The sequence below is a fragment of the Bradyrhizobium commune genome (assembly GCF_015624505.1).
GTDB classification, from domain to species: domain Bacteria; phylum Pseudomonadota; class Alphaproteobacteria; order Rhizobiales; family Xanthobacteraceae; genus Bradyrhizobium; species Bradyrhizobium commune.
Map to the genome: position 1 here is coordinate 3,742,623 of NZ_CP061379.1, position 13,231 is coordinate 3,755,853.

The following is a 13,231-nucleotide window of genomic DNA, read 5'->3' on the forward strand; positions in this document are numbered from 1 at the left end:
CACCGCCTGGCATCCGTAATGCCGCCGATGTGACCAATCACGACGCCGTGGATCGGTGGGCAACGCGTGGCAATCGCACCACATCCCGCCTTGGGAGGACGTTTGGAGCGATACGATGCGTTCTGTCCTGGTTTTGATCCTTTTGATGTCTGCGTGCGCGCCGGCCGACGCGGCACCTCGTCGTGCCCACCCGCATCATCCCGTCGTCGTCCGTTCGGCCGGGGACGCGCCGGTGCCGCCCGGCTGGTACAAGTTTCCCGGCTATCCGCCGATCCCGCCGTCGGAGAATCGCAATCTCGATCCGTCCAATTTCGGCGGCGCCTGACCGCAACGTCACGCCGCGGTTCTGGCGAGATAGTCGCGGGCAAACGCAAGATACCAGTCGAGGCAGGCGGGATTGGCCATCGCCTCCTTGTTGATCACCTTCTCCACGGGCTGGCCGAGCAGCAGCTTCTTGATTGGCAGCTCCTGCTTCTTGCCCGACAGCGTCCGCGGGATCTCGGCGACGGCGAAAATCTCGTTCGGCAGGAACCGCCGCGAGAGGCCGGCCTCGATCGCCTTGTTGATCTTCGCCTGCATCGCGCCGTCGAGCGCTGTGCCGTCACGCAGCACCACGAACAGCGGCATGTAGCTGTCGCGGCCGAGATATTCGAGGTCGACGACGAGGCTGTCGAGCACCTCCGGCAAGGCTTCGATCGCGGAATAGAGCTCGCTGGTGCCCATGCGCAGGCCGTGCCGGTTGATGGTGGCATCGCTGCGGCCATAGATGATGCAGGAGCCGTCGGGATTGATCTTGAGCCAGTCGCCGTGCCGCCACACCGGGCCGCGGCCGCTGCCGTCGAAATTGTCCGGATAAGTTTCGAAATAGCTGGCGCGATAACGCGCGCCGTCCTTGTCGTTCCAGAAATAGAGCGGCATCGAGGGCATCGGTTCGGTGCAGACGAGCTCGCCGACCTCGTCGATCACGGCGTGGCCCTGTTCGCTGAAGGCCTCCACGGCAGCGCCGAGCAGGCGGCACTGCATCGCGCCGGGCGTCTGCGCCAATTCACGGTTGCCTCCGATGAAGGCGCCGGCGAAATCGGTGCCTCCGGAGATGTTGGCCCACCAGATGTCGGCCTGCGCCTTGCTGCCATTGAGCTTCGAGAGCTCCGCGAAGCGCGCGCTGAAATGGGCCTGTGTGTCGGCGCTGAGCGGCGAGCCGGTCGAGCCGAGGCAGCGCAGTTTTGAGAGATCGCCGGCGGCAGTGAGATCGGTTTCGGCCTTGGCGCAGTTGGCGAAGAACGCCGCGCCCGCGCCGAAGAAGGTCGATTTCGATTGCGCCACGAAACGCCACAGCGTGGCCCAGTCCGGCTTGTCCCTGGTGCCGCCGGGGCTGCCGTCGAAGATGCAGCAGGTGGTGCCGCTGAGCAGGCCGCCGACTTGCGAATTCCACATGATCCAGCCGGTCGAGCTATACCAGTGATAGCGCTCGCCGAACGAGTTTGGATGATAGGAGCAGCCGATGTCGTTGTGCAGCCCGAGCAGCGCCAGCACCACGATGACGATGCCGCCATGGCCGTGCACGATCGGCTTCGGCAGGCCTGTGGTCCCGCTGGAATAGACGATCCAGAGCGGATGATCGAACGGCAGCCACACCGGCTCGAATGCGTCGACCTCAGCGTCTCGTCGAGCGACGATCTCGGAGAGCAGCGCATCGGGCGCGGTCGCGCCGGCCTCACTGTGCAGGATGACGTGCTCGACCGTCGGCAAAGATCGCCGGAGCTCGGCGACGACATCGCACCGGTCATGCTTGCGACCGGCATAGGTGACGGCGTCGCAGGCAATCAGCACCCTTGGCTCGATCTGCTTGAAGCGGTCGATCACGGCGGGCGCAGCCATGTCAGGCGCGCAGACGCTCCAGATCGCACCCAAGCTGGCGCTCGCGAGAAACGCGATGATGGTCTCGGGGATGTTGGGCAGATAGGCCGCGACGCGGTCGCCGGGCTTGATGCCCTTGTCCTTCAGATGCAGCGCGAGCGCGGCCGCCTTGCGCTTGAGCTCGGGCCAGCTCGTCTCGGTCAGTCTGCCGTCTTCGCCGCCGCTGACGATCGCGGGCAGGCCGGCGGCATCGGCTGCGTCGACATGCCGGAACACCTGACGCGCGTAATTGACCTGCGCGCCCGGAAACCAGACCGCGCCCGGCATCTTGCGCTCGGTGATGACGGCCGAAAATGGCGTCGGCGATTGCAGATCGTAATAATCCCAGATGCTGCGCCAGAAGCCGTCGAGATCGCGCGCCGACCATTGCCGCATGTCCTCGTAGCTCGCGAAGGTGAGGCCGCGCTCTGCGGCGAGCCAATTGCGGTAGAGGGCGATCTGCGGAACGAAGGGAGCGGGCATCGGGTGTCGGTTTCAGTTGCGGGGAGGGGAATGTAACGGGTCTTGTCGGGTGCTTCCACATCGTCTTTGCGAGCGCAGCGAAGCAATCCAGCCTCTTTCCGCGGAGACAGTCTGGATTGCTTCGCTGCGCTCGTAATGACGGAGCAAGGTGCGCCACGGCCATCCTCCAAATCGCATCTCGACTCGCAGACACAGCTTCACGTTCTCGCGGCGTATTCCGCCCGAGTCTTGCGTCATCCATTTGCCCTCGTCGAGAACAAGGGCGCAGGGAAGGCCGGGCGCCGGCTGGCACCCGCGATCCGTGCGCTGGAAAAAAGCACACGGGGTGGACCACAGGTTCCGCCGGTCGCCCGGCCTTCCCTGCGCGATGGTTTTACGGCGTACTTCGCGCTCTCCCCGGGGAGCGATGCACTATTGCCCCCGTCGGCTAACGGATCACCGATGCGCGTGCCCGGTCGAGCCGCCACATCACCGCTAGCCTTGACGCACAGACCCCGGGCGTCAGGACCACACGACTTGGCCGTCCGCGCACGTCTTCGCTGGGACTTCGTGCGCTGGCGTGTGCTCGCGCCCGAAGCCATGCGAGACGCTGTCAGCGCCGTGTCGTGCGCGCGACGGCAATCGCTCACGGCCGAGGCCGCCCTGCAACGCCAATCGCACCCGACGCCGTCGCGTCCATCGCTGCCCGGCCCGCGGTTCGTGACGATCGCGATCCGCCCCTTGTCTCAGGCCAGGGTGTTTCGCTTGTACGATAAATCCGAATTTCGGTAAAGCGGAATATATTTGCTGGAGCATCTTGACAATCGCGGCAGGACGTTCGGTTGGTGTTTTGCCCGACGGGCAAACTTCTGCGTTTTGGCGGGTGCGGCTCACGCAGCGGTGACCACGCCGACTTTCCATTCGCGCAGCCGTGATTTTTGACCGGGTGTCTTTTTTCACGCGGGTACATAGATCGTCATTGTCCAAGAAAATCCGAAGGAAACGCTTTCAACAGAGCAGCCGATTAGCCAGCGCGAATGCTCCGCACGAAAACCAGAACCGTTCGGAGTACGACTATGATTGGATTCAGGACTTCTATTATTGCGGCAATTGCATCGATTAGCGTGATCAGCTCCGCAAGTGCGCAGTGCCCGACCTGGGCAACTCAAAATCCCGCTTCGTTTCAGGCGCAATACCCCGACAGGGATGTGTTGAACGACTGCGAGCTAACGCCAGCAGGCAGAATGGGCCTAGAGTTGCCTGGCGGCGCGGCGCCTTGGTTTGAGCCCAACAGGGCTTACGGGGCAACGCCAGGCGTTGCTCAACACCAGAGCTTTCGCCATCGCTCGCGGTGAGGCGGCTCACGCTGTCGCGCGCGACGCTACCACCGCACCCCGGCCCAGCGCCGTCCGAACACCTGAGGCTTGGTCTTCACCGGTTGCCAGCCGAAGAAATGATGCTTGCCGGACCACGAGTGCACCACGCCGCTACAGATGCTGCATTTGAAGTGGCCCGAATGCGGCTCGTCGTGCTCCTCCCTTGTCGCGGTGTAGTCCATGCTGCAACCGGGGCAGGTGAATTCTTCGATCGTCCAGAGACTGTTGGCCATTGCACCGACAAAGTGTTTTTGGGACCTGAGGCAAAGCGTAGGTGCGAGCCTTTGCATCGGCGTAAACCGGCCGGCGCAAATCCGGTTAATGGCCGTTAGGCAAACCGGCTCGGTTTGCGGGTCTTGCAGGATTTTCCCGATATCGGCAGCGCCTGCCGGGCTCAACGGCGCTCCCGCTCGTCTTGACGGCCGACCCGTTGCTGGCAATAACGCTGGGCCGCGCAAGTGCCGGAACCCGCGCTGATGCCGCAAGGAAAGCCGTGCCTGTGAAAAGTCTGCGTCAGTTCCTGACGGGCCAGGACGTCATCCAGCTCGTGATCCGTGTCGGCCTGCTGGCGCTCCTGATCCTCTGGACGCTCTACATCGTCCGGCCGTTCGTGCCGATCCTGGCCTGGAGCGCCGTGCTCGCGGTTGCGTTCTATCCGGCCTTCAGCTGGCTCGCCAAGATCCTGGGCGACCGGCCCAAGACCGCCGCCGCGATCCTCACTTTGATCACGCTTGGCATCGTGCTCGGCCCGGCGACCTGGCTAGGCCTGAGCGCGGTGGACGGGGCGCGCGAGCTCGCGCACCAGCTCGGCACCGGCGACCTCGCACTTCAATCGGCGCCGGAATCGATCAAGTCCTGGCCCGTGATCGGCCCGACGCTGTTCGACCTCTGGGACCAGGCCTACACCAACATCCGCGCGGTGCTGCGCGAGGTCGCGCCCTATCTCCAGCCGCTGGCGGGACCGCTTCTGTCGCTCGCGGGCGATGCCAGCCTCGGCACGCTCCAGTTCCTGGTTTCGGTGTTCGTCGCCGGCTTCCTGTTTCCGCACGGGCCGCGGCTGGTCGCGGCCGGACGCGGCTTCCTCTATCGCATCGTGCCGGAGCAGAGCGAACATTTCCTCGGGCTTGGCGGCGCCACCATCCGCGCCGTGGCGCAAGGCGTGATCGGCGTCGCAATCGTGCAGGCGCTGCTGGCCGGCATCGGTTTCAAGCTCGCCGCCGTGCCGAGCGCGGGCCTGCTCGCCTTCATCGTGCTGTTGCTGTCGATCGTACAGATCGGCGCCTTCCTGGTGCTGCTGCCGGTGATCATCTGGATCTGGACCGCCAAGGACCTCACCACGGCGCTGGTGCTCACGGTGTTCTTCGTCCTGGTCGGGTTCATCGACACCATGCTGAAGCCGCTCGTGATGGGGCGGGGCCTGACGACGCCGACGATCGTGATCTTCGTCGGCGTGATCGGCGGCACGCTTGCGCACGGCATCGTCGGCCTGTTCATCGGGCCGATCATCCTGTCGGTGGCGTGGGAGATGGCGGCGGCATGGATCCGGACCGAGGATGGGGCGGCGGCGGTGAGCGGCAAGGGTTCCGACGCTGCTGCGTCCTGAGCATTGGTAAAATCAGCGGCCATCCGCATGAAATCAGCTGGTTGGTGTGGATAACCGCCGGCGCTGCCGGTATCAGAAAACGGTGTGGAACTTGTCTATCCGAGTAGACAAGTTACGATGGCGCGATTCTGGTTTCGATCTACGGCAATTATGGCGAAGTCTTCCAAGCTGGTCGCCGCAAGGCGCGGCAAGGTTCTGTTGGTCAGACGTCGGGTGGACGGGCTCTGGATGTTTCCGGGCGGCCGCAAGCGTGCGCGCGAGTCCGACAAGGACTGCCTGCGACGCGAGATCAAGGAGGAGCTGCCGAAGCTGAAGCTCGGCCGGATCAGCCTCTGGAAGGAAGTAACCGCCAAGAACAAGCGTACCGGCCGCAAGATGAGCGACGCGATCTTCATCGCCAAGAGCGCCAAGGGCCGGCTCGCGATTGGCGACAAGAAGGAGATCGACCGTGCCGCCTGGCAGAAGCCCCGCGGCATTCGCCTGACCGCGACCTCGCGCTACATCCGCGATCGCCTGTTTCCGAGGAAGTCACGGCGGAGCTGAGCTCCGCAACCCCCCGGGTGTGACAAATCGTCCGGCTGCCCGCAATTGCGGGCATGTGAGCGAGATCACAAGCGATCTCGGACTCCTCTGCTATGAAGGCGTCATTGCCTTACCAATTGATATTTCCTGAAACGCCCCAGTGCCTCCGCGCACTGGGGTTTTTCATGCCGAGCGCAGCGTTGCGCCAGATCAGCCTTGCCGCCGTCAGCCTTGCCGCCGCAGGAATCCCGTGATCGTGACCTTCTCCCAGATGCCGGCCGCGGCGAACGGATCGGCGCGATTGAACGCCTCGACCTCGGCGCGGCCGGGAGCCTCGATCAGGAACAGGCTGCCGATCATCGCTTCGCCGTCATCGGACACCAGCGGCCCCGACATCACGATCTTGATGCCGAAGCGCGAGGTGTCGCCGAGGAACGCCTTGTGAGCGTCGTAATTGGCCAGCCGCGTCGGCAGCGCGCCGGCGCGATCGAGGGCATGGATTGCAAACAGCATGATGTCTCCGTTTCTTGGGACGGCCGCACGGCTGCGGCCGTCCGTGCTAGCCGTTGATCGGCAGGGTCTATTTGGCGCTGAGCTTGCTGGCCTCTTCGAAGGTCGGGCAGACGCGCTGCTCGAGCGGCTGATCGAAGGGCTGGTAATTGTCCTTGGTGATGACGGTCGGCTTCAGCACGATCTCGGCGATGACCGGCTGCTCGCGCAGGGCCCGGATCGCCATCATGGTGCCGAGGCAGCCCTGGTAGAAGCCGTTGTAGTCGCCGCTCGCGAGCAGCTTGCCGGACTTGATGGCGTCGATCGCTTCCTTGGTGCCGTTGATGCCGATCACCTGGGCCTTGCGATTGGCGCCGTCGAGCGCCTCGATCGCGCCGACCGCCATGGCGTCGTTGGCGGCGAGCACGCCGTCGATCTGCGAATTCGACTGCATCAAATTCTCCATCACCTGGAGCGCCTGGAGCCGCTGGTAATTGCCGGGCTGCGAGGCCAGGAGCTTGGCGCCCGGATTCTCCTTCAGCGCGTCGTTGAAGCCGCGAACGCGGTCGACATTGGTGAGCGAGCCCTTGACGCCCTCGATGATGACGATGTTGCCCTTGCCGCCCAGGGTCTTGAGCAGGAAGCGCGCGGTCTCGAGCCCGAGGCTGTAATCATCCGCACCGATGAAGGAGAGGAATTTGCCGCCGGCGGAGCGGTCGGTGATGTTGACGACGGGGATTTTGGCGTCGTTGATCTTCTCGACCCCCGGCACCATCGCCTTGTAGTCGACCGGCGTGAACACGATCGCGCTCGGCTTCTTCACCACGACGTCCTCGATCTGGCTGAGCTGCTCGGGGATCGAGTCCGGCTTGGTCGGGATGTATTGAAGCGTCTTGGCGTTCAGCGTCTTCGCCATGTTGTCGGCGCCGACCCGAACCGTCTGGAAGAACGGGTTGGTCTGGTTCTTGGTGAAGACGGCGATGGTCTCGCCGTCCGCACGAGCCTGCGTGGTGAACGCCGCCGCCATCACCAGCGGCAGTGCGAAATAGCCCAGCTTCTGTTTCATGTCGTCTCCATCCCTCATTTTGCTTGTTGGATTGCTTTCGAAAACTCAGTGCGTCCGGCGCCGGGTCTTCATGTCGAGCCAGACCGCGAGAATGACGATGATGCCGGTGACGAGCGGCTGCCAATTGGCGCTGACCGACAACAGGTTCATGCCGTTCAGGACCAGCGTCAGGATCAGCGCGCCGATGAAGGTGCCGAACACGGTGCCGACGCCGCCGAACAGCGAGGTGCCGCCGATCAGCACGGCCGCGATCGCCGGCAGCGTCAGGCTTTCGCCGATGTCGGCTTCCGCTGAATTCAACCGTGACAGGAAGATGATCGAGGCAAGCCCCGCCATGGTGCCGGACACCGCGTAGACCAGCAGCAGGCGCCGGGTGACGGGAATACCGGAGAGGCGGGCGGCGACCGGATTGGCGCCGATCGCATAGATCTCCTGGCCCCAGATCGTGCGCTGGGCAAACAGCGTCCCGATGCCCAGAAACACCAGCAGCAGATAGACCGGGATCGGCAGGCCGAACAGATAGCCGCTGCCGATCTGGCGGAATCCCGCCGGGAAGCCGTGCAGCGTCTCGCCGGCCATGTACCAGTAGGTGAGGCCGTTCAATACCCAGAGCATGCCATAGGTGGCGATGAAGGAGGGGATGCGCAGCGCGGTGACCATCACGCCGTTGAGGAGCCCGACCAGGCCGCCGCAGGCAAGGCCGGTGAGGATACCGAGCACAGGCGAGCCGGTGGTGTGGATCACGGTGCCGGCGACACAGGCCGACAGCGCGACATTGGCGCCGACGGAGAGATCGAGGCCGGCGGTGAGCACCACCAGCGTCAGGCCCGAGGCGATGAAGAAGGTCAGGCTCGCCTGCCGCAGCACATTGAGGATGTTGCCGAGGCTGAGGAAGGAATCGTTCAGCACCGCCAGCACGGCGCAGATCAGGAATACGGCGAGCAGGCGATAGAACAGCTGGATCGCGTCCTGCGACAGGAACGAGCGGGGCGGCGACAGGACCTCCTTGGCGATGTCGGTCATGCGCGGCTCCGCAGGCCGTCGAGGAAGAGGGCGACGATGACGAGGACACCGACGCTTGCGACCTGCACTGACGAGGGCAGCGAGATCAGGTTCAGCCCGTTGCGCAGCACGCCGACGGAAAGGACACCGAGCAGGGTGCCGAGCAGCCAGCCATTGCCGCGCTCGAACGAGGTGCCGCCAACCGCAACCGCGGCGATGGCGTCGAATTCGAGCCCGAGGCCGGCGGTGGGATGTCCCGAATTCATCCGGGCGGTCATCAGCAGGCCGGCGACGCCGGCCATGGTGCCGCCGAGCGCATAGACCGCGATCAGGAGCTTGTTCGGCGAAAGGCCGGCGAACCTGAGCGCCTCGCGATTGCCGCCGAGCGCGAACACGTAGCTGCCGAAGCGGGTGTGATAAAGCAGGCCGTGAAACGCGGCGTAGGTGACGAGCGCCATCACGATCGGCACGGGGATGCCGAGAAGCGTCGCCGAATAGATGTCCCGCACGCTGTGGGGAATGCCGACGACGCTCTGGCCGTCCGAGACGATCAGCGACAGGCCCTGCGCCATGCCGAGCGTGCCGAGGGTTGCCACGAACGGCGGGATACCGAGGATGGCGACCAGCCAGCCGTTGACTGTGCCGAAGGCCGCGCCGACCAGCACGCCGGCGCCGAGCCCGAGCAGCATCGATTTGGTCGCGAGCGAGACAATGGCGACGCAGAGCGAGGTCAGTGTCAGCACCGCGCCCATCGAGAGGTCGAGACCTTCCGTCATGATGATCAGCGTCATCGGCAACGCCAGCATGGTCAGGATGGTCGACTGCACCAGCACGTTGGACAGATTGGCCGGCGAGAGGAAGCCCGGCGCGATCGCGCCGAACAGCACGATCAGCGCGCCCAGCACGATGGCGACGCCGGGGATGCGCTGGAGCGGATTGGGTTGTGAAACGACCGCGGCCTCACGCATGATGCATCCCCAATCGCACGATGTTCTCCTCGGTCAACTCGTTGCGCGCGAGGTGCCCGGCGACGCGGCCCTCGCGCATGACATAGGCGCGGTCGCAGACATGGCAGATCTCGACCTGCTCGGACGAGATCATGAGCGCCGCCGCGCCTTCAGCGACCAGCCGGTCGATCAGTGCAAAGATCTCGGACTTGGCGCCGACGTCGATGCCGCGCGTCGGCTCATCGAAGATGAAGAGCTTTGCGCCGGCCGCCAGCCATTTGCCGATCACGACTTTCTGCTGGTTGCCGCCGGACAACAGGCCGACGGTCTGACGCGCGCTCGGGGTCGCGATGCGGAGCTGCCGGATCAGGCCGTCGGCGGTGCGCTGGCCGCTGCGCGGATCGAACAGCCCGCTCGGAAACAGTTTTCGCAGCGCCGAGACCACGAGATTGTCGCCGACCGAACGCAGCAGGGCGAGGCCTTCGCTCTTGCGGCTTTCCGGGATCAGCGCGATGCCGCGCCGGGAGGCGACGTCGGGCTCGCCGGAGATCGCCTTGCCGTCGAAGACGATCTCGCCGGAGATCACGGGATCGGCGCCGAAGATGGCGCGCGCCACCTCGGTACGGCCCGAGCCAACCAGGCCGCAGAGGCCGACGATCTCGCCGCGGCGCACCTCGATGTTGATGTCGGAGATGCCGGTCGACGAGGTCAGGCCCTTGACCTGAAGCAGCACGTCGCCGGGCTTGTCGGCAAAATTGCGCGGATAGCTCATGTCGACATTGCGGCCGACCATCATGCGGACGAGCTGGTCGGGCGTGACGTCGGCGGGGCGAACCCCGTCGATGCGGCGGCCGTCGCGCAGCACCGTGATGCGGTCGCCGAGCGAAAACACCTCGGCCATGCGGTGCGAGATGTAGACGATCGAGACGCCGTCGGCCTTCAGCTTCGCGATCAGCGCGAACAGGAGCTCGGTCTCGCGGTCGGAGAGCGCGGCGGTCGGCTCGTCCATGACCAGGATGCGCGCGTTCTGGCTGATGGCTTTCGCGATCTCGACCATCTGCTGCTGGGCGACGCCGAGCGAGTTGACTGTGACGGAGGGATCGATATCGAAGCCGATCATGTCGAGCAGGCGTTTTGCGTCGGCCAGGATCTTGCGGCGGTCGATGCTTCCAGGGATGCGCCCCTTGGGCTCGCGTCCCAGGAAGATGTTCTGGGCGATGTCGAGATAGGGGACGAGCGAGAACTCCTGGAAGATCACGGCAATGCCGAGCTTCTGCGCGTCCGCGCTCGAGGCGATCGTGACCTTCTTGCCCTCAAAGAAGAATTCGCCGGCGTCGGCCTTGTAGGCGCCGCAGAGCACCTTCATCAGGCTCGACTTGCCCGCGCCGTTCTCCCCCAGCAGCATGTGGACTTCGCTCGCGTAGAGCGCAAAGGACACGTCGTCCAGCGCCTTGACGCCCGGAAACTCCTTGCTGATGCCGCGCAGCTCGAGCAGCGGTGTTGCTGCGGTGTCGCTCATTTCTGCGCTCCCGCAAAGATCTTGCCGGGATTCATCAAGCCGTGCGGATCGAGCGCGGTCTTGATCGACCGCATCACGTCGACGGCGTCGCCGAGCTCGTCGGTGAGATAATCGATCTTGCCGAGCCCGATGCCGTGCTCGCCGGTGCAGGTGCCGTCCATCGCGATGGCGCGGGCGACCATGCGGGCCTGAAGCGCCTTGGCGCCGTCGATCTCCTCTAGCCTTGCGGGATCGACCAGGATCAACATGTGGAAATTGCCGTCGCCGACATGGCCGACGATGGGCGCGGTGAAGCCGTGCTCGTCGGCGTCGCGGCGCGTCTCGGTCAGGCATTCGGCGAGCCGCGAGATCGGCACGCAGACATCGGTGATGACGGCGCGCGCGCCGGGGCGCAGGCCGAGACCAGCATAGAGCGTGTTGTCGCGCGCGTGCCAGAGCCGGCTGCGGTCCTCCGGCGCCTTGGCCCATGCGAAGCCGCGGCCGCCATGCTCGGCGGCGATTGTCTCTGCGAGCTCGGCCTGCTCGGCAACGGCGCTCTCCGAGCCATGAAATTCGAAGAAGAGCGTCGGCGCCTCGCGATAGCCGAGCTTGGCGTAGGCATTGATGCCGCGCATCATGACGTCGTCGAGCAGCTCGACGCGGGCCACCGGGATAGCGGCCTGGATGATGCTTATCGCGGTATCGACGGCGTTGTGCAGGGTGTCGAAGCTGCACACCGCGGCCGAGATCGCCTGCGGCAGCGGATGCAGTTTTAGCGCCACCTCGGTGATGACGCCGAGTGTACCTTCCGCACCAACGAACAGCCGCGTGAGGTCGTAGCCGGCTGCGGATTTGCGGGCGCGCCTGGCGGTGCGGATCACGCGACCGTCGGCCAGCACCACCTCCAGCGCCATGACATTGTCCTTCATGGTGCCGTAGCGCACCGCCATGGTGCCGGAGGCACGGGTGGACGTCATGCCGCCGATCGAGGCGTTCGCGCCGGGATCGATCGGAAAGAAGAGTCCGGTGCCGCGCAGCTCGGCATTGAGCTGCTTGCGGGTGATGCCGGGCTGAACCACGACGTTCATGTCGCTGTCGTGCACGGTCAGCACCTTGTTCATGCGCGCGAAGTCGATGCAGACGCCGCCCGCAACCGCCGACGCATTGCCCTCGAGCGAGGTGCCGGCGCCGAACGGCACGATCGGCATGTTCGCACCGGCGCAGAGCTTGACGATCTCGACGACCTCCTGGGTCGTCTCCGGATAGACGACGATGTCCGGCGGCAGGGCGCGATAATAGGATTCGCTCTGGCCATGCTGATCGAGCACGCCGCGCGCGATGGTCGCGCGCGGACCGATCACGCTCTCGAGGCGCTCAGCCAATGCGGCACTATTCACCCGCGGTCCCATCGTCTCTCCCCGTCGTCCATCCTCGTCGCGGACTGTTGTCGGTCCGTCAATTCGACGTCCGGCTTACGCCGCCCGCGCGTTGCTTGCAGCCTGCTTCAGGCCGAAATCGTAATTGAGGTGATAGTAGGCGGCGTCCACCATGCGACCATCCGGCGCACGGCCGGCCGGGCGGCGCACGAAATCGTGGATCAGGCTGTCCTTGACGCCGAACACCACGTCGGAGTCGAGATATTTGTCGCCGGCCACGAACACATGCGTCACCAGCTGCTCGAAGCCTAGCGCCGAGATCATGAAGTGCACATGCGCGGGCCGCCAGGGATGGCGTCCCTGCGCTTCCAGCATGTCGCCGACCGGGCCGTCATGCGGGATCGGGTAGGCGGCGGGCCTGATCGACCAGAAATGGAAGCGGCCGTTGGCGTCGGTGTGGAAGCGGGCGCGCATCGCGAGATCGCCGATCTCGTCGAGCTGCTGCACGTCGTAATAGCCGTCATTGTCCGAATGCCAGACGTCGACCATTGCGCCCGCGAGCGGCCTGCCGTCGACGGTCGAGACCGAGCCGGTGACGATCATGGGATCGCCTTCCATGGCGCCCGAGATGTCGTCGCCGTTCTCTTTCTCGGGCGCGGCCTGGACGAAGAACGGGCCAAGCACGGTGGTCTCGGTCGCACCTTCCGGCACCGGATGGTTGATGGCGTCGACCAGCATGGAGACGCCGAGCGTGTCCGAGAGCAGGATGAACTCCTGGCGCTTGTCGTCGCACATGTGACCGGTCCGGGTCAGGAAGTCGATGCCGTATTCCCATTCCTTCTGGGTCGGACGCACCTCGCGCACGAAGGCGTGGAGATGACGCACCAGCGCTTCGCTGACCTCTTTGATACGCGGATCGGTTGCGCCCGCGATGCGTTCGAGCACGGCGTCGGTGATGTTGGTCTCGCTGAAATTACGCAAATTCTCCTCCGTC

The 13,231-nt window shown here is 65.0% G+C and carries 12 protein-coding genes; 3 read left to right on the plus strand and 9 right to left on the minus strand.

From position 1 onward, the window contains the following. Positions 1-115 precede the first annotated feature (115 nt). Entirely contained in the window at positions 116-325 is a 210-nt protein-coding gene (locus IC761_RS17645; RefSeq protein WP_195804444.1) for a hypothetical protein, read from the plus strand. An 8-nt stretch (positions 326-333) separates the two neighbouring features. Here the strand turns inward: IC761_RS17645 and IC761_RS17650 are convergent, their stop codons facing one another. Beyond that, on the minus strand, positions 334-2,379 hold the full coding sequence (locus IC761_RS17650; protein ID WP_195804445.1) for an acetoacetate--CoA ligase: 2,046 nt from the start codon (positions 2,377-2,379) through the stop codon (positions 334-336). A 1,360-nt stretch (positions 2,380-3,739) separates the two neighbouring features. Further along, positions 3,740-3,967, minus strand: coding sequence for a hypothetical protein (locus IC761_RS17655; protein ID WP_195804446.1), 228 nt, complete (start codon positions 3,965-3,967; stop codon positions 3,740-3,742). Between the two features lie 260 nt (positions 3,968-4,227). Between IC761_RS17655 and IC761_RS17660 the strand changes: the two genes are divergently transcribed. Continuing rightward, the gene (locus tag IC761_RS17660) at positions 4,228-5,337 is read left to right on the plus strand and encodes an AI-2E family transporter (RefSeq protein ID WP_195804447.1); all 1,110 of its coding nucleotides are present in this window, start codon (positions 4,228-4,230) and stop codon (positions 5,335-5,337) included. Between the two features lie 150 nt (positions 5,338-5,487). Then, positions 5,488-5,880, plus strand: a complete 393-nt coding sequence (locus IC761_RS17665; RefSeq protein ID WP_195804448.1) for an NUDIX hydrolase — start codon at positions 5,488-5,490, stop codon at positions 5,878-5,880. Positions 5,881-6,084: 204 nt separating this feature from the next. On the opposite strand, the gene IC761_RS17670 is transcribed toward IC761_RS17665, so the two are convergent. From IC761_RS17670 to IC761_RS17700, 7 genes are all read right to left on the minus strand, one after another. Next, positions 6,085-6,372, minus strand: coding sequence for a YciI family protein (locus tag IC761_RS17670; RefSeq protein ID WP_195804449.1), 288 nt, complete (start codon positions 6,370-6,372; stop codon positions 6,085-6,087). 67 nt (positions 6,373-6,439) lie between these two features. Further along, positions 6,440-7,414, minus strand: coding sequence for a sugar ABC transporter substrate-binding protein (locus IC761_RS17675; RefSeq protein ID WP_195804450.1), 975 nt, complete (start codon positions 7,412-7,414; stop codon positions 6,440-6,442). Between the two features lie 45 nt (positions 7,415-7,459). After that, on the minus strand, positions 7,460-8,437 hold the full coding sequence (locus IC761_RS17680; protein ID WP_195804451.1) for an ABC transporter permease: 978 nt from the start codon (positions 8,435-8,437) through the stop codon (positions 7,460-7,462). Beyond that, the gene (locus tag IC761_RS17685) at positions 8,434-9,384 is read right to left on the minus strand and encodes an ABC transporter permease (RefSeq protein ID WP_195804452.1); all 951 of its coding nucleotides are present in this window, start codon (positions 9,382-9,384) and stop codon (positions 8,434-8,436) included. The genes IC761_RS17680 and IC761_RS17685 overlap by 4 nt, the downstream gene beginning before the upstream one ends. Beyond that, positions 9,377-10,882: a sugar ABC transporter ATP-binding protein gene (locus IC761_RS17690; protein WP_195804453.1), complete on the minus strand. Its 1,506-nt coding sequence runs from the start codon at positions 10,880-10,882 to the stop codon at positions 9,377-9,379. Before IC761_RS17690 ends, IC761_RS17685 begins: the two co-directional genes overlap by 8 nt. Next, complete coding sequence (locus tag IC761_RS17695) at positions 10,879-12,270, minus strand: FAD-linked oxidase C-terminal domain-containing protein (protein WP_195804454.1); 1,392 nt, start codon at positions 12,268-12,270, stop codon at positions 10,879-10,881. The genes IC761_RS17690 and IC761_RS17695 overlap by 4 nt, the downstream gene beginning before the upstream one ends. Before the next feature lie 63 nt (positions 12,271-12,333). Then, positions 12,334-13,218, minus strand: coding sequence for an intradiol ring-cleavage dioxygenase (locus tag IC761_RS17700; RefSeq protein WP_195804455.1), 885 nt, complete (start codon positions 13,216-13,218; stop codon positions 12,334-12,336). Positions 13,219-13,231: the final 13 nt, after the last annotated feature.